At 43.0% G+C, this 17,264-nt stretch carries 12 protein-coding genes; 4 read left to right on the top strand and 8 right to left on the bottom strand.

Features of this window, described 5'->3' with window-relative positions; translation table 11 throughout:
• Positions 1-172: 172 nt before the first annotated feature.
• The gene (locus IGJ25_RS00770) at positions 173-1,579 is read right to left on the bottom strand and encodes a helix-turn-helix domain-containing protein (RefSeq protein WP_194185552.1); all 1,407 of its coding nucleotides are present in this window, start codon (positions 1,577-1,579) and stop codon (positions 173-175) included.
• 298 nt (positions 1,580-1,877) lie between these two features.
• Here IGJ25_RS00770 and IGJ25_RS00765 point away from each other — a divergent pair, with 298 nt between their 5' ends.
• Positions 1,878-8,069, top strand: coding sequence for a Spy0128 family protein (locus IGJ25_RS00765; protein ID WP_438779057.1), 6,192 nt, complete (start codon positions 1,878-1,880; stop codon positions 8,067-8,069).
• Positions 8,070-8,150: 81 nt separating this feature from the next.
• Here IGJ25_RS00765 and IGJ25_RS00760 read toward each other — a convergent pair whose 3' ends face one another.
• Complete coding sequence (locus IGJ25_RS00760; RefSeq protein ID WP_081117230.1) at positions 8,151-8,822, bottom strand: prepilin peptidase; 672 nt, start codon at positions 8,820-8,822, stop codon at positions 8,151-8,153.
• A gap of 125 nt (positions 8,823-8,947) precedes the next feature.
• Here IGJ25_RS00760 and IGJ25_RS00755 point away from each other — a divergent pair, with 125 nt between their 5' ends.
• Positions 8,948-9,436 carry a Dps family protein gene (locus tag IGJ25_RS00755; RefSeq protein ID WP_005230382.1) on the top strand — a complete coding sequence of 163 codons (489 nt, stop codon included), beginning with the start codon at positions 8,948-8,950 and terminating at the stop codon, positions 9,434-9,436.
• Between the two features lie 41 nt (positions 9,437-9,477).
• Here IGJ25_RS00755 and argH read toward each other — a convergent pair whose 3' ends face one another.
• Together argH and IGJ25_RS00745 are read right to left on the bottom strand one after the other, a co-directional pair.
• The gene (gene argH, locus IGJ25_RS00750) at positions 9,478-10,857 is read right to left on the bottom strand and encodes an argininosuccinate lyase (RefSeq protein ID WP_081117231.1); all 1,380 of its coding nucleotides are present in this window, start codon (positions 10,855-10,857) and stop codon (positions 9,478-9,480) included.
• 54 nt (positions 10,858-10,911) lie between these two features.
• Entirely contained in the window at positions 10,912-12,126 is a 1,215-nt protein-coding gene (locus IGJ25_RS00745) for an argininosuccinate synthase (RefSeq protein ID WP_005233014.1), read from the bottom strand.
• 406 nt (positions 12,127-12,532) lie between these two features.
• On the opposite strand from IGJ25_RS00745, the gene rplM reads away from it, so the two are divergent.
• Both rplM and rpsI read left to right on the top strand, forming a co-directional pair.
• Positions 12,533-12,979 (top strand): 50S ribosomal protein L13, encoded by a 447-nt coding sequence (gene rplM, locus IGJ25_RS00740; protein ID WP_301280258.1) that lies wholly within the window; start codon positions 12,533-12,535, stop codon positions 12,977-12,979.
• Between the two features lie 15 nt (positions 12,980-12,994).
• Complete coding sequence (rpsI, locus tag IGJ25_RS00735; RefSeq protein ID WP_003128901.1) at positions 12,995-13,387, top strand: 30S ribosomal protein S9; 393 nt, start codon at positions 12,995-12,997, stop codon at positions 13,385-13,387.
• Positions 13,388-13,561: 174 nt separating this feature from the next.
• Here rpsI and IGJ25_RS00730 read toward each other — a convergent pair whose 3' ends face one another.
• The 4 genes from IGJ25_RS00730 to IGJ25_RS00715 all read right to left on the bottom strand — a co-directional run bounded on the left by IGJ25_RS00730 (position 13,562) and on the right by IGJ25_RS00715 (position 16,676).
• Positions 13,562-14,797 carry a tyrosine-type recombinase/integrase gene (locus tag IGJ25_RS00730; protein ID WP_225000773.1) on the bottom strand — a complete coding sequence of 412 codons (1,236 nt, stop codon included), beginning with the start codon at positions 14,795-14,797 and terminating at the stop codon, positions 13,562-13,564.
• A 68-nt stretch (positions 14,798-14,865) separates the two neighbouring features.
• Complete coding sequence (locus IGJ25_RS00725) at positions 14,866-15,141, bottom strand: helix-turn-helix domain-containing protein (protein ID WP_048603186.1); 276 nt, start codon at positions 15,139-15,141, stop codon at positions 14,866-14,868.
• Positions 15,142-15,157: 16 nt separating this feature from the next.
• Positions 15,158-16,189: a replication initiation factor domain-containing protein gene (locus IGJ25_RS00720; RefSeq protein WP_064687422.1), complete on the bottom strand. Its 1,032-nt coding sequence runs from the start codon at positions 16,187-16,189 to the stop codon at positions 15,158-15,160.
• Positions 16,164-16,676, bottom strand: coding sequence for a hypothetical protein (locus IGJ25_RS00715; RefSeq protein WP_048603188.1), 513 nt, complete (start codon positions 16,674-16,676; stop codon positions 16,164-16,166). Before IGJ25_RS00715 ends, IGJ25_RS00720 begins: the two co-directional genes overlap by 26 nt.
• Between the last annotated feature and the right edge of the window lie 588 nt (positions 16,677-17,264).

Below are 17,264 nucleotides of genomic sequence, written 5' to 3'. Positions count from 1 at the left end.
GGCAAGCTTTTTTTGTAGTTATATAGGATCAAATGTTGAACGCTCTTGGCATACTAAAAAGCCCCGCCAAAAGTGAAACGAAGCTTGTATCCTCAGAAGTTGCTCTAACTTCTGAAGGGATAGCACTTCAATAGCTCCTTTTGAGGGGCTTTTTTGTTTTTCATCGGTCTTCCTACCGTTTTTGTAAATTGGCGATCCCTTTTTCCTGAATCTGCTGCGCAATAAAAGCCAAGTCATTTGAAGTCAGATTGATATCCGCATAATGAAACAGATTTTTTCTACTGGAAGGTGTCAGATTGCCGATGATCAGATCATAGGTCTCATCCAGCATAGTCAGAGAAAACGAATCGAGGGGATTTAAGATCGTGATCGTTAGCTGATAGGGAATAAACTGCTGGATCTTTGTTTGGATAAATTCCGTATGATAACTATTCGTATCATAAAACAAGGCTAAGCGAAAGCCAGCATTGGCGTCGATGATTTCTTTGGCAAAATTGGGAAAAGAAGTATGAAAAATATAAATCAGGTAATTGATCGTACTTGGTCGAATGATCGGTAAACTCGAATGGGTCAAAAGCTGAACGATGTCTTGGTTGACTGCTTGCTGAACAAAATCACAATTAGCAACAAAGCGGGCGAAGCGATCATCCAAAATGCAGTAAAGAACCTGCAGATTGATCCCAAGAAAATAGGAAAAGACGACGGCATCCAGCTTTTCTTCAAAATTGCTTTCGCGGTAGTTGTATTTTCGAAACAATTGCTTCGTCAAATGATAAAATTCTTGTTTGGTTTTGCGAAAGACAGCGGGGTCTTGCCCAATGTGCGTCGTGACATAGCCAACCATTTTTTCTACATAGGCACGGGTATAGCCAGTAAATTCACTCAAGTCGATTTTTTCTAAAAAATACTCGATATGATTCGCATTGGTTTCAGAGGCAGCAAAACGGTCACGCTTCGTATTGATATAGATGACAAAAGCGATCTTTTTGATATCGGAAAAATAGAGATTTAAGGGCGTCGCTGCTGCCATAATATGGGCGATTTTCAAAAATTCCTGTTCTTGATTGATGTTGGCGTCGATAAATTCATATTGGTATTTCTCCAAGAAGAAAATCAGAAAAAATTGGCGAATATTCTTTTCATTGCCTTTTAACTGGATAGGTTTGGTTGCGATAAAGAAATCAAAAGGAGCTAGGATCAAGTTGATCCTCTTAATTAAACGAATAATCGATGATTTGCTTAAATTTAATTCCAGCGCCAGCATATCATAACTGGTAAAACTGGAAGAAAACAATAATTCCAGTAATTGAAACGCAGAAGAACGGTTCAAAAAGTGGCTGTAAATATCCAAACGAGTAGCAAAGGGATGTAAGTGCAAGCGAACCGCTGAAAAATCATCAAATTGTAAGTCCAGAAACGAAAATTCATTGTCAATTTCTGCGATATAGGTTTTTGCTGAGGACATGGAGATAGAAAATTTCAGTGCTAAATCGTGAAGACTGGTCCCTTGATCGTCCAATAAATACTCAATCAGCTGTAGTTTCTTTTGTGAAGTGGATGATAACAATTTCCGTAACATATTTTCCTCCAAGCCTCCTTTTGACTAAATAGTATCACGTTTTTACATGTATTCAAAAAAATTACCTGTTGAATTTTTTTTGAATACATCACCACGTGATAATTTGGGAAAATAGAAGTGTGGGATAGTAGTAACACGTTTGATGCAAGTAGCAAAGACCTAAATCGTAGAATCATGGGGAGGGGGAAAAAAGCAGTTGTTTGTTGGGATATCTTGCTCACTGTTGAACAATTTTATTCGTGGAGCACTTCCGAAATCAATTGAATAAAAAAACTTTATACAAAAGGAATGAATAATCATGAAAAAGCCATTTTCTATCTATATATGTTTGCTGGTGTTGCTTGGTTCAATTATTTGTGAACCAACGATCATATTAGCAGAAGCACTTAACGCAACCGATAGCACGCAACGGACGACAGAAACGCTAGCAAGTAGCGAAGCAGAGAGCGAAACGATCGATTCGGAAAAAGCACCGACGGACTCATCTGGGACAGAGGAAACACAACCTACGACTACTCAATCTACAGAAGCACCAACTACCGTCCCTAGCGAGAGTCAAGAAACCCAAGCATCTTCGACATTGAATCAAAACAGTATTCAACCGCGAGCACCAGATGCTGAGGCGGAAACGGAAGCTTCGGCTACCGCGGAGAATCTTAGTGCCAACCTAAATGAACGGGGCGTGCAGCTATTTGATAATGTTCGGATCACTGACTTAAACGATCAACCCTTCACTGCCGAAAATCCACCGATGTATAACGGCAACATCAAAATCCATTTTGACTGGTCGTTAGCAGACACGGAAGAAATTCGCGCAGGCGATTATTATACGTATCAATTGCCAGACTATTTTGCCATTCATAATACCGTTAGCGGCGAATTGACTCGTTCTGGCGGACAATCGATCGGAACCTTTACCTTGGATCATGATGGTACATTGACTGTCACGTTTAATGAGGCCGCACAGACATTATCCAATCGTTCGGGAACCATTGATCTGATCACGGAATTAAGTGTGAGTACTGTTACTGAAGAAGTGACGATTCATACTGGGATCTACGATGAAGATGGTCATGAGATCATCATTACATTGCCGATTTATGAAGTCGATATCATTAAGACTGGTAATGTGACTTCCAGCGGTTCAGTGGTCTGGGAAATTATTTTTAACCAAACCAGTCGTGAATTGCACGATGTGGTGATCACCGATAAGATGCCCCAAGGCTTATCTTATAGTACCTCGACGGGCTACTTGTACGATGAAGCTACCAAGGAGTGGGTTCGTACCGATGGCTTATATACCTTTAACAGCGTCAACAACACGTTTACCTTCAATCAAACCGTCAATCAACCGGTCCGCATCGTCATCAATAGTGTAGTCACCGATCCAACGGCTTCTTCTTTCAAAAACACGGCAACAATCAACGGTAGCGATTTTACAGAAAAAACCGCAGAAGCAACGGTGACCTATGATGAACAATCAGAATACAAACGGTTTAAAGGGTATGATCAAGAAACGAAACGTGCGTCATGGGAAATTTCCGTCACATTGGACAAAGACCAAGCCAAAGTTTTGGATCAGACCTATTCAGGAACGGATCCTGAAAAAGCCCTGCACTTTTTTGTGCCAGAAACTTTGGTGATCACAGACAAAGATGGCAACTCGATTCCAGCAGAAGATTGGTCCTTTGATGGGACGTACCAGCTGGACAAAGAGGGGGAAATCGTACGCTTTGGTATTACGTTTGCCAAAGCTGGTTACTACAAGATTCAATACGATACCCAGCTGTATGAATCGGTTTTAGCCGATACCCGTATTTACAACTACGCTTCGGTCCGCGACAATCAAAATACCTCGTTGACGGGCAGTGGGATCGTGACGCCAACCAAAACGATCGGTGTCGTGAAAACAGCTGGCACCAAAGATTATGAGACAAAGACTGTCGTATGGAAGATTGATGCCAATACGAATCAGCAAACAGTTAGCGACCTGATCATCGAAGACCGCTATCAATTGATTTCTGGCGCAAACAGCAGCGCACTGGCCTTGTTGGCGGATACGCTGGTAGTGACGGCGAGCGGCGTGACCGAGCCTTTGGTTCTTGATACCGACTATACGCTGGAGCTGATCAAAGAAACGAAAACACTGACGGACGGCACAACGAAGGAACTTGAGACGGGTTTTCTCATCAAGTTGCAAGGGGCGTACCAAACGACCTCGGCAACGATCACTGTTAATTTTAAAACCAGCTTCGATGTTTCACAGCAGATCGCATTAGGAAGTTCTAGCAGCCGGTTTAGTAATGCAGCGTTTGTGCATTATAAAGACGAAGCTGGCAATACGTTCACGGAAGCTTCTGAAACCAATACATGGATGGACACCAGTTGGTTAAAAAATGCCTTGAAATACGGCCTATTTATTGGTGAAGGGGAAGATGTCGCTAAAGCGATTACCGCCGTATTAGGTCGGAATCTAGGAACTATTTTTGATGAGCAGACCGCTTCGAGCGATCAAGTCTATTGGATGGGGCTATTCAATACGTACAAAGAAAAAATCAACAAAGATGCAGTCATCACTGACCAGCTGCAAGAAGGCCAAACCTTGAAAGACTTGGCGCTTTACACGGTCACAGTAACTGGGTATACGACGCAAGTCAGAGCGCTGAAAGAACAATTGGTGGAGAACGAGGATTACATCTACACCTATGATCCTGATACGAAGAAAGTTACGATCACCTTGCTGAAAGAAACGTCTGAAACACTGGCGGTCTTCTTGGCAACCGAAGCAGCTGAAGAGGTATTTACCTACAAAAATACCATCACATTGACGGACAATGACACAACCTTGACTGCCGATGGCCAAGTCGACAAGTCCGCAAAAACGGACTGGTTGATGAAAAACGGCAGCCAGAATGCCGACAACAATCGATTGATTGATTGGGAAATCATGATCAACGCTGACAGTCGCAAAATCCACAATGCGGTAGTCACCGATACCATCAACTACAATCAGCACACCTTTTTACGCGATGCCAACGATGCCGTGATCGTAGAGGTGTATGAAGCGGTCTTAAACAATGGCACTTGGGAAAAAGGAGAAAAAGTCACCTTCACCAACGAGGACAATCCGAAAATCACCTCGGATGTGGTAGCAGGGACGCAATCGTTAGTGATCGCTTTTGAAGAAATGATTGATAAACCGTACTTTATCGTTTATCAAACACAGCTTGATCCTGGGATTTTGAACAATGAACGGGTGGCCAATAGTGTCAATTTAACGGGTAGTGAGATCGAGATTCACACAGTGACCAAAGAAATCACCATCAAATCGACAGACGGCAGCGGAACCTCTTCTGGTACGAACGGCTCCTTGACGATCGTGAAATACGATGCAGATGGCACCAAAGAACGAGGGATCGATGAAGAAGCAGTTTTCCAATTAAGCCGCAAAAATGCGCAAAATACCTATGAAGTCATCTTGTCGAATCTGGTGGTCAAAAACAATCAGATCATGGAAAACGGCAACGCCATTGATCGGATCGACAATCTGCGTTACGGCGATTATATGATCCAAGAAATCACCGCACCAGAAGGATACGAACGAGATGCGACTCAGTACACCTTCACTATCTCTGATAAAGAAGTCAATTATGTCTTTGAGCTAGCCAACAAGCGAGAAATCAAAGAAACGACCCATGCTTTGAATGTCCAGAAGCTGCTTCATGGACGCGAGCTGAAAGACGGCGAATTTACTTTCTACCTGGTGGATGAAACTGGCTCTGTGATTCTAACCCAAACCAATGACGGTAACGGTCAAGTCACTTTTGACGACATCACTTACAACGAGCCTGGCGATTACCATTACACGATTCGGGAAAAAGCCGGCGATGATCCAACCATCACCTATACTGACAAAGAACTAAAGGTAACTGTGACGGTGACAGAAGAAGACAGTCAGTTGATTGCGACAGCAGTCTATGAAGGCAATCAAGTCTTTGAAAATGACTATACACCAAAAGCTGGCAGTGTCGTTTTGAATGCTGAGAAAATTTTGACGGGTCGAAGCTTGCAGGCAGAAGAATTTGACTTTGAACTAGTTGATGAAGCAGGAACTGTGCTTCAGACAAAAGCCAATGATGCCATGGGCAAGATCTACTTTGACGCTATTCCTTACGATAAAGCAGGTGAATACCGCTACACCATCCGTGAGAAAGCCGGAACTGACGACACCATCACCTACGATGCAAAAGAACTTGCGGTAGTTGTGACCGTCACGGATGAAGACGGGCAGTTGACTGCAGTAGCGGAATATGAAGGCAATCAAGTCTTCGAAAACAGCTATCAACCAAAAGCTGGTAGTGTCGTACTAAGTGCCGAGAAAGTCTTAACTGGTCGTACCTTACAAGCAAATGAATTCGATTTTGAACTAGTCGATGAAGCAGGCAACGTACTTCAGACAAAAGCCAATGATGCCACTGGCAAGATCTACTTTGACGCGCTCCCTTACGAGGAAACAGGTGAGTATCACTACACCATTCGTGAGAAAGCAGGAACTGACGGCACCATCACTTACGATGCAAAAGAACTTGCGGTATTTGTGACCGTCACTGATGAAGACGGACAGCTCACGGCAGTTACCGAATACGAAGGCAATCAAGTCTTTGAAAATGACTATACGCCAAAAGCTGGCGGTGTGGTCTTGAATGTAGAGAAAGTGTTGACGGGACGCGCGTTAGAAGCCAACGAGTTTGCCTTTGAACTAGTCGATGAAGCAGGTGATGTAGTACAGACGAAAAGCAATGACGCAATTGGTCAAATCTATTTCGATGAATTGACATATGACGAAATCGGCGAATACCGCTATACGATTCGGGAAAAAGCTGGTGCAGATAGTACCGTTACCTATGATACGAAAGAAATTGGTGTTGTTGTGAGAGTCACCGATGAAGACGGGCAACTGGTGGCAACAGCAACGTATGAGGGCAATCAAGTCTTTGAAAACGACTATACGCCACAAGCAGGCAGTGTCGTACTAAGTGCCGAGAAAGTCTTGATAGGTCGTACCTTACAAGCAGATGAGTTCGCATTTGAACTAGTGGATGAAGAAGGGAACGTTCTTCAAACAAAAGCCAACGACGCCACTGGCAAGATCTACTTCGATGCTCTTGCATATGTCGAAGCGGGCGAATACCGCTATACTATCCGTGAACAAGCTGGCAACAATAGTACGATCACGTATGATGCAAAAGAACTTGCGGTAGTTGTGACCGTAACGGATGAAGATGGACAGCTCACGGCAGTTGCCGAATACGAAGGCAACCAAGTCTTTGAAAACAGCTATCAACCACAAGCAGGCAGCGTCGTACTAAGTGCTGAGAAAGTATTGATGGGCCGTACCTTGCAAGCAAATGAATTCGATTTTGAACTGGTGGATGAAGACGGAACTGTTCTTCAAACAAAAGCCAACGATGCCACGGGCAAGATCTACTTTGACGCGCTCCCTTACGAGGAAACAGGTGAGTACCACTATACCATCCGTGAGAAAGCAGGAATCGATGGCACGATTACGTACGATAGGAAAGAACTGGCGGTAGTTGTCACTGTAACGGATGAAGACGGACAGCTCACGGCAGTTGCGGAATACGAAGGCAATCAAGTCTTTGAAAACAGCTATCAACCACAAGCTGGCAGTGTCGTACTAAGTGCCGAGAAAGTCTTAACTGGTCGTACACTACAAGCAAATGAATTCGCCTTTGAACTAGTCAATGAAGAAGGCAACGTACTTCAAACAAAAGCCAATGACGCAACCGGCAAGATCTACTTCGATGCTCTCGCATATGATGAAGCAGGCGAATACCACTACACCATCCGTGAGAAAATAGACAGCGATGGCACCATCACCTACGATACAAAAGAGCTGGCGGTAGTTGTGACCGTGACGGATGAAGCTGGACAGCTCACGGCAGTTGCCGAATACGAAGGCGATCAAGTCTTCGAAAACAGCTACCAACCACAAGCAGGCAGTGTCGTACTAAGTGCGAAGAAAGTCTTGACGGGTAGAGACTTGCAAGCCAACGAATTCGCATTTGAATTAGTGGATGAAGCTGGAAAGGTTCTGCAAACCAAACACAATGACGCAAATGGAACGATTACCTTTGATGCATTGACGTATGACGATGCTGGGGAACATCGTTACACGATTCGTGAAAAAGCTGGCAACGACGCCACGATCATCTATGATGAAACCACCTATCAAGTAACGGTCACCGTCAAAGATCAAGCAGGAAAATTGGTGGCTGAAGCGGAGCAAACGGCAGAGATGGTATTCAACAATCGTGTCAAAGAAGGCAAAACACCGAAGCCGGGAACTGACAACTTACCGAAAACCAATGACACCACGACCGCTGGTTGGGTCGTCTTGGGACTGTTGTTAGTAGTAATCGCAGTAGGCATCTACCTTGATCGCAAAAAACGGACGCCGTTATCATAGGCAGGGGAAGCAACAGAGCAGAAAGAGAAAGCGGGATGAGGCCAACTTGTCCCGCTTTTTCCTGTCCCGTTTTTCTTCACTTCAAAGAAAAAAACCGTCAAAAGTATGAAACGCTAGGAAGCGAACAGTCAGCAAACCCAGACTCAAGAAGGGGACGAAGGGCAACTGCGCCAATCGTTTCTTCCAGATGCCTTGATAGCTAAAAAAAGCGAGGAGACCGAGACTGCTGGCTACTAGTAAGAGGGCCAAAAGTGTCTTTGGCGCTAGCCAAGTGCCCCAGCCTGCCAGCACTAAGAGATCGCCGCCGCCCATTTTTTCCTGCCAGACAAAAAAGACCAGTGGAACCAGCAAGCCTAAAGACAGCCATTGAAAAGAAGCGCCGCTTCTAAGCTGTGCCAGCGCTAGCAGTAGGTGGGCGGGGTACAGCAGTTGCGGGTAGACGCTATAGTCTATCAAGTCGGTCAAGCTGAGTAAAAAGGCACTGGTCAGCCAGACAAAAGCCAGGAAGCTTTCTGAAGCATGAAAGGCAACCCCGCAAAGTCCGCCATAGCATATGCAAGCGAAGACCCAATAAAGCGGGGATGAAAGCCATCTTGTAGGAAGGAGAAGAAACCAATGGTTATCCGAAACTTTGTTCACTTTCTGGTAGTGAGAACGAGAATCACTTTTTGGTAGATTCCAAAACAGGGTTTGTAAGAGCAAAAGCCAAAAGAAGCCGAGTAAAGCGCCTAAAAAAAACACGAAAATCGTCATTTTTCGTACCCCCTCATAAAGAAATACGTAAGAGAGTGAGAAATTTTCTCAAATAGATGATTTTGTTGTACTTTTTATTTGTTTCGTATTATCCTTAAAATAGATAATTTAGAGGAGGAATCGTTATGAAATTTGAACAAACAAAAGAAGTATTAAACCAACTTGTTGCTGATTTAAGCCAAATGGCTATGGTCGTTCACCAAACACACTGGTACATGCGTGGACCTGGCTTTTTGACATTGCATCCAATGATGGACGAATTCATGGATGATCTAAATGAGCAATTGGATGAAGTTTCTGAACGCTTGATTACATTAGACGGTTCACCATATTCAACTTTGCGTGAAATGGCAGAACACACTCAAATCCCTGATGAAGTCGGCAACTGGGACCGCACGATTCCAGAACGCTTAGCTACATTGGTGGAAGGCTACCGTTACTTAGCGGACTTATACCAAAAAGGGATCGAAGTATCTGGTGAAGAAGGCGACGATCCAACCCAAGATATCTTCATCGGCTTCAAAACAGCCATCGAAAAACGTATTTGGATGATCCAAGCGCACTTAGGCGAAGCGCCATTGATCGATCCAGCGAAATCTCGCGTACGTCATTAATCAACAAAAAAACCAGCGAAGAATTTTCTTCGCTGGTTTTTTTACTTGCTTGTTAATAATGTTTTGGCGGCTTCAATTTGCTGTGCCACTTGATTAAAACCGGTGCCGCCATAGGAATGACGATTTTTGACGGCGGTGTAGGAGTCAAGTTTTTCAAAAATATCGCTGTCGATGGCAGGATGGATCGCTTGGTAGTCTTCCAAGGAAACATCTTGCAGATAGATGCCTTTGGTCAAGCACTCGCTGACGAGTTTGCCGACAATCTCATGTGCTTGTCTGAAAGGCACGCCTTTGCCAGCTAAGTAATCCGCTAATTCTGTTGCGTTGGAAAAATCCTTTTCAGTGGATTCTTGCATCCGTGCTTGATTGACCTTCATCGTTGCGATCATGCCCGTCATGATCTGCAAGCTTTTCGTGATGGTTTCGGCACTGTCAAACATACCTTCTTTGTCTTCTTGGAAATCTTTGTTGTACGCCAGCGGCAAGCCCTTCATGACCGTCAAAAGACCAAAGAGGTTCCCATAGACACGTCCTGTTTTTCCACGGATCAGCTCCGCCATGTCAGGGTTTTTCTTTTGAGGCATGATGGAACTGCCAGTGGAGAAGGTATCGGTCAGTTCCACGAATTGGTACTCGTGGCTGCACCAAAGAATCAGCTCTTCACAAAAACGAGACAGATGCATCATCAATAAAGAGGCGTTGCTTAAAAATTCCAAGATAAAATCACGATCGCTGACCGCATCTAGGCTGTTGCTGTAAATATTGCTGAACCCTAACTCTTGAGCAGTGAAGGCGCGATCGATAGGGAAGGTAGTTCCTGCCAAAGCAGCACTGCCTAAAGGCATCACATCGATGCGGCTCAAACTCTCACTGAAACGCTCTTGGTCACGCGTCAGCATACTGTAATAGGCTAAGAGGTGATGGGCAAAAGAAATCGGCTGTGCATGCTGCAGATGGGTATAACCGGGCATGATGGTGTAGATGTTGGCTTCGGCTTGTAAAACCAGCGCTTCTCGCAACTCAGCGATCAAAGTGATCACCTCTTGCACGACTTCTTTCAAATACAAATGCATATCGGTCGCCACTTGGTCATTACGACTACGGGCAGTATGCAATTTGCCTGCCACTGGTCCAATCAATTCATGCAAGAATGTCTCGATGTTTAAATGGATGTCTTCATTTTCAATCGTGAAGGTCAATTCGCCAGCGGCTAATTGCTGTTGAATCGTGGTCAAGCCGCCAATGATCGCTTCGCCATCGGTTTGACTGATGATGCCCGTATGGACCAGCATTTTGACATGGGCCAAACTGCCAAGAATGTCTTGCTTTGCTAACTTTTGATCAAACGTGATGGAAGCCCCAAAAGCATCGATCCATGCTTCATTTTTCCCATCGAAACGTCCGCCCCATAATTTTGCCATATTCTCACCTCAAAAAAAGATTACGGCTGAAGCGGCAGCTTCAGCCGTGCATACTTAAATCAATGTTTCTGTTAGTTGCTGTTGTGCTTGGATCTCAGCGTGCACTTTGCTTGGCAGTCCCCATAATTTGATGAAGCCGATGGCCGCATGCTGATCAAAGGTATCTGCAGAAGTATACGTTGCTAAGTTTTCATCGTACAAGCTGTTTTCAGATTTCCGTCCTTCACAAATGACATTGCCTTTGAACAATTTCAAACGCACGATCCCGTTGACGTAGACTTGCGTGCTTTTCAGGAAGGTAATCAAGGCTTCCGTCAATGGATTGAACCAAAGACCATCATAGATGACTTGGGCTAATTGCTGCTCGATGATTGGTTTGAAATGCGCCAATTCCCGTACAAAGACCAAATCTTCCAATTCTTTATGAGCCGTCATCAAAGCGATCGCTCCTGGACATTCATAAACTTCCCGTGATTTGATTCCCACCAGACGATTTTCGATATGGTCGATCCGACCAACGCCATGCTCGCCAGCCATTCGGTTTAGTTTCATGATCAATTCTGCTAGATTCATCGTTTCGCCATCAATGGCGGTCGGTACCCCTTGATCAAAAGTGATCTCAACGATCGTTGGTACGTCAGGAGTATCTTCTAATTCTTGCGTGATGGCGTAGGCTCCTTTTGGCGGTGTTGCCCAAGGATCTTCTAAGACGCCGCACTCACAGGCACGTCCCCACAAGTTTTGGTCGATGGAATATGGATTGTCCAAGTCAGCGGGAATCGGCACTCCTTTTTCCGCTGCATAGGCAATTTCTTCTTCTCGGGACCATTTCCATTCCCGAACCGGTGCGATGACTTTCAAGTGAGGCGCTAAAGCAGCGATCGCCACTTCAAACCGAACTTGGTCGTTGCCTTTACCAGTACAGCCGTGGGCGACGGTCGTTGCGCCAGTCGCTAATGCCAACTCCACCAATTTCTTGGCAATCAATGGACGAGACAAAGCGGAAACAAGAGGATAAGAATTTTCATAAAAAGTATTGCCTTGTAAAGCGATCAAAGCAAAATCTTGGGCGAATTCTTCGCGGGCATCGATGGCATAAGATTCAATCGCGCCAACTGCCAAAGCTTTGTCTTTAATGGATTGGGTGTCGCGACCTTCACCGATGTCTAGGCAGCAAGCCACCACATCATATCCTTGGTCCGTTAACCATTTAATTGAAACGGAGGTATCTAATCCTCCAGAATAGGCCAATATTACTTTTTCTTTCATACTTATTAACTCCTTTTCCGCGTGTTTTCAAGTGATTGAAGCTATCTTATCAGAATAAAAATAATAAATCAAGGGTAAAATTAAATATTTATACATAAAAGTGGTGATTATCAGGTTTTTATACTATTATCGATGGTTAAGGAAAAGAAGTGGATGCTCACTTTGTTAATGAAAGTTTATACATAATATTCATTATGGTATTCAGTTTTAGAAACCTGCAACAACAAGTTTCGTTTTTCAGAGAAAATGGCAGAAAACGAATGGAGAAAATTTTCAAAAAGAGGCGGAATTACGTTGACATTAGGCTTTATAGAAGGTATTATGTTATATGGTATTGTTTGCCCCACAAGAGCCCCGGAAACTCAAGTGTATGTCAAACATTCGTGAAATTGAATTGGAGGAAAAAATTGTGCGTACAACATATATGGCCAAACCAGGCGAAGTAGAACGTAAATGGTACGTAGTAGATGCAACAGATGTTCCTATGGGTCGTCTTTCAGCAGTAGTAGCATCTGTCTTACGTGGTAAAAATAAACCAACATTCACACCTCATGTGGATACAGGCGATTTCGTAATCGTCATTAATGCAGAAAAAATCAAATTAACAGGTAACAAAGCAAGCGATAAAATTTATTACCGTCACTCAAACTTCCCAGGAGGATTGAAATCAGTCTCTGCTGGAGAATTACGTGCTAAAAATTCTCGTCGTTTGATCGAAACTTCTGTAAAAGGCATGCTTCCTAAAAACACTTTAGGCCGTAAACAAGGAATGAAACTTCATGTTTATGCTGGCGCTGAACACCCACATGCTGCACAACAACCAGAAGTATTGGACATCACAAACTTAATCTAATAGGAGGGAATTTCATTGGCACAAGCTCAATATATCGGCACTGGCCGTCGTAAAAATGCAGTAGCCCGCGTACGTTTAGTACCAGGTACTGGTAAAATTACTGTTAACAAAAAAGATGTTGAAGAATACATCCCACACGCAGACTTGCGTGAAGTAATCAACCAACCATTCGGCGTTACAGAAACTAAAGGTTCATACGATGTTTTTGTAAACGTAAATGGTGGTGGATACGCTGGACAATCAGGTGCAATCCGTCACGGTATCGCACGCGCATTGTTACAAGTTGATCCTGATTTCCGTTTAGCTCTTAAACGTGCTGGCTTACTTACTCGTGACGCACGTATGGTTGAACGTAAAAAACCAGGTCTTAAAAAAGCTCGTAAAGCTTCTCAATTCTCTAAGCGTTAATATCCCTTATATATCAACGTTTCAGGCACTTTCCAATTTTTGGAGAGTGTCTTTTTTTGTACGCTTAGGTACGAAAAAATGTACGAGATTTTGAATTGGCTGTTTTTAAGACCTAGGTCAGACACTATATCATCGTTCTTTTTAGGTTGTATAATTGTTATTTTAAATAGTTATTTATTTTGCTTGTCGCGCTTCATCTAGGCGTTTCTCGAATTTCTCATAAGTGGAAAGATCGACAATATTTGGGGTATTGACGTATATTTCTGTCGTTTTGATATCCGAATGGGTTAGGGCTTGAGAAATTTGCGCCATTGTTGCACCACCTTCACGAGCCAACGTGCTAAAGGTATGTCGTAGCTTGTGTGGATTTGTCTGGGTTAGTTCCTCATGTCTTCGGTGAATGGATTTTAGCCGATAATTTAAGTAATCCACATGAACCGGAATATTTACTTCGCCACTTCGATTGGCATAAGTGAAAAGAAATTGTTCTTTTATCTGCTTAATCCCAAGTTGTAAAAGTTCTTCCTTTTGTTTTAGCTTCCATTCTTTCAATAGTTTAATAAGGAATGTCGGAATCTTGAACTTCGTGGCTTTTCGACCTTTTGTGGATTTTAAATTACCAAATTTATCCTTACTTTGAATCAAACTGACATAACCATTTTCAAAATCAATATGCTTCCACTGAAGGGCATAGGATTCGCTCTTGCGGTCACCTAGGTTCAACGTTAGCATCAAGAGAACATAGTCTTGCATGATTAGTAAACCTTTGCTGTAATCCTCATTGACTGCGTCTAACCAAGCAATCAATTCTTCGGCTGTCAGTGCTTCACCGTTTAGCTGACGCTCCGCCTTTAGTTGTTGTTTCTTGGGATCACCCACGTACCGAATCACTTTTTCAATCCGATTGTATTCGATATACTCTAATAGCTCCGCAATATCAAAAATCTGATTGACGTAACTTTTGATGATTTTGATATTGGCGTAAGTTTGGGATTTTTTCATCAAAGCGCGAAGCACAAAGTCTTTATTGTCGTTTAAGAACTTGATGGAATATTCACCAAACATCGGTAGAATATGAAGACGGAAGACATCTTTCGTATTGCTAACGGTTGTGGCAGTTGGTATTTGCCTAGATCGTCCAGTAGAACCAGCAATATACATATCCAACCAAACTGTCTCATAAAACTCTTTGAATTTGATATGACCGCTTAATTCAAATGAACGAGCACTCTTTTCATTAAGCACACGTTGAATTTTTTGAGACAGGTCTTTTTCAGCCTGTTCCGCTTCTTTTTTCGTCCTAAATGTTTTGCGGTAGCGCTCGGTAGTGACACCGAGAATTTGTCGCACCTCCTTGGGGTAAAACACCTCCAATTTGTAGTGGTTGTTTTTCAGTTTAGTAATTGCCATGTTATTTCCTACTTTCTTATACGCAAACCAGAACGTAGGAATTACTACGTTCTGATTATAAACCGCTTCTAGCGAGTATAGCAATGGAGCCATTCGTCTATAGCTTGCCGATCAAACCGCACAACACCTTGAATCGTAATTTTTGGCAGGCCTTGTTCGACCCATTTGTCCAAAGTGTTGTTCGCAATATGGAGATACTGGCAAGTTTCTTTCTTGGTTAAATAGCGTTTGTCAATCGCAGTATCTTGTCGTACTTGATTCACATTGTTTAGAAGAAGTGTGTACACACTATTTCCTAGCTGTTTCATCTGCTCATCGTTCAGTAAAAATTGAACTTCGTGCATAGGCAACCTCCTTTCTCTAGTAAGAATCTTCATTTTCCAATTCCAGTATTTTTTGTTCGATAAAGGTCTGATCTGTTTCCGTGAATTTTTCTTTTCCTGTGGCTAGTAATTCTCTCAAATAAACTTCTGCTTGTTCTGGGCCATAGGCTTGTAGAAAAGCTTCGTAAATCATGGCGAGCGATTTCGAAGTGGCATTTTCTAACCAAGCTTTCTTCTTGGAAAAGGTTGGTTTTTCACGAATTACACGTAAGGGTATTTTGGGAATACCCCCCACAAATTTATCCCACCATTTCATGTTCGGCCAACGAGCTTTGTTATGATAGTTGACGGGGCCTTTGGGTTTGGTCTTGAAGCTGTAGTGGGAAGCTAAAATGCCGCGAATTACCGTATTGAGTGGTATTCCTTTCGCAAGCTTTTCTACGGCTTGCCGAGCTTTCTGATCGGTTAATTCCAGTTCCCAGCGAACCCACTCGTTGACTTGAGCAATTTCCCCCGTTTTATCGCGGATTTCTTGCTTTTTGTCATAAATCCGCAGTAGTTGCGGCTGAGCGCCAATATAAAGCGTATGGCCAGTTAGAATGCCTTTCTGTAGTTGCCCACTGTTTACTTCCCGAAAGTGGCGACTTTGAGAGCTGAGTTGGCCGTTCTTCACGTATTTTTGCAAGGTAGACACAGGAGGAGAGGAGCCGTCAAATAAATCCATTGCCAAGTCGGCACGAGTAATGGTTCCTTTGGCTTTTAGAATGGTGGCTAAGAATTTCTGCCAATGCCACCCCTCCACGCTAGACATATATTCTTCATATTGGCGACACCCTTGACCCGATAAGTTTACTAATAGATTATTGTGGTGATCACTCTGGTGAATGATAATATCTGCAAAGGAATAGTGAGAATCGTAAGTGGGAAAAGGACTCCCTTTCTTTTCCGAAGTGAAGTCAGAAAGGGCAATTCCCAATAAGTCCGCAACTTTTTCCATTGAAGAATCTGGTAATGAAAAACGTAGAAAATCGATTAGACATTCGTTACTTTGCCGGTGTGTTTGGTTCATTCACTTCTCCTAGTTGATAGGAGGTGGCACTGATTTTCAATGCTGCAAATTGCCAGGTATCAATCATTGGTTGACCTTCTCCCACAAATGATTTTTTCTGAATTTTTCGGGGATAGACATTTAAACCAGTAAAACGAATGGGAATCAACTCGCCGTCTTCATAGTTATCTAAAATGGGCAGTTCTTCTTGATGCTCGACCACAATGGTAATCGGGGAGCCGAGTTCTGTTCCGCCGTTATTCAGAACCAGTTCGACAAAAGCCCGATCATAGACTTTGAAGGTGAGGATCATTAGCCCGGTCTCTACACGTTCGCCAACATGATTCTGTTCACGTTCCATGCGCATTTGAATATCACTTTTGGCTACAACAAAACGTTGCGGGAGTTTGAATTGTTTGAGATCGAAACGTAGGCTAGCTAGATTGACAGTTTCTGAATCGTTTAGTGAGATGCTGGTTCCTTTTTGGATCATTAATTTATTTGACATGTGTATTTCTCCTTTGATTTTGAATTTAGTCTTTGTTTTAATTGGTTGAAACAAAGTAGAGTGGGTGCACGAATCAGTTGCATAAAATTTCCTCCTTTCACTAACAAGAACAATTTGGAACTCCCTATTTTCCAAAAAATGTGGAATTTCTCATAATTTTCTTTATGGATGATTTCCCTTCCATTACTACTACAATCTGAGTAGGGTAATTTTTCGAAACAACAGACAATTGAATTGACTTGTAAGAGATTCTTAAACTATTTGCTTCTTAATCGCCTCATTTCGAAAAAGTTTCTTTTTTGAGAAAACACAAAAAAGACGTGTAAACGAACTCGGCTCTGCCGCTGGCAGCCGGTCCGTTCACACGTCTTTTGCTTTTCTATTTAGCTAATTTTGACAAAAATCGAATCTTTGAAGAATGCTCATGAGGCCTTTTGTAGCAACCTTCAGAGAGATTTCTAATGAGTTCGGTACCCCCGTGTTACTTACGGGGTGATATATATTATGTTTCCAAATAATTCAAATCGAAAACTAGAAGAAAGCTGAACTTCAAATTTTCTTTAATCTTTATTATCAGTTATAGTTGAA

Source organism: Enterococcus sp. DIV0240d, from assembly GCF_051711245.1.
Classification (GTDB): Bacteria; Bacillota; Bacilli; order Lactobacillales; family Enterococcaceae; genus Enterococcus_D; species Enterococcus_D casseliflavus.
The sequence above is the reverse complement of the archived record's forward strand: the minus strand, read 5'-3'. Positions and strand labels throughout refer to the sequence as shown.

Bases quoted from the DNA above. Each gene is read 5' to 3' on its own strand.
- IGJ25_RS00720 (WP_064687422.1), bottom strand. From the start codon at position 16,189: ATGAACCAAACACACCGGCAAAGTAACGAATGTCTAATCGATTTTCTA.
- IGJ25_RS00760 (WP_081117230.1), bottom strand. From the start codon at position 8,822: ATGACGATTTTCGTGTTTTTTTTAGGCGCTTTACTCGGCTTCTTTTGG.
- IGJ25_RS00725 (WP_048603186.1), bottom strand. From the start codon at position 15,141: ATGCACGAAGTTCAATTTTTACTGAACGATGAGCAGATGAAACAGCTA.
- IGJ25_RS00770 (WP_194185552.1), bottom strand. From the start codon at position 1,579: ATGTTACGGAAATTGTTATCATCCACTTCACAAAAGAAACTACAGCTG.
- IGJ25_RS00745 (WP_005233014.1), bottom strand. From the start codon at position 12,126: ATGAAAGAAAAAGTAATATTGGCCTATTCTGGAGGATTAGATACCTCC.
- IGJ25_RS00715 (WP_048603188.1), bottom strand. From the start codon at position 16,676: ATGTCAAATAAATTAATGATCCAAAAAGGAACCAGCATCTCACTAAAC.
- IGJ25_RS00755 (WP_005230382.1), top strand. From the start codon at position 8,948: ATGAAATTTGAACAAACAAAAGAAGTATTAAACCAACTTGTTGCTGAT.
- argH (WP_081117231.1), bottom strand. From the start codon at position 10,857: ATGGCAAAATTATGGGGCGGACGTTTCGATGGGAAAAATGAAGCATGG.
- IGJ25_RS00730 (WP_225000773.1), bottom strand. From the start codon at position 14,797: ATGGCAATTACTAAACTGAAAAACAACCACTACAAATTGGAGGTGTTT.
- IGJ25_RS00765 (WP_438779057.1), top strand. From the start codon at position 1,878: ATGAAAAAGCCATTTTCTATCTATATATGTTTGCTGGTGTTGCTTGGT.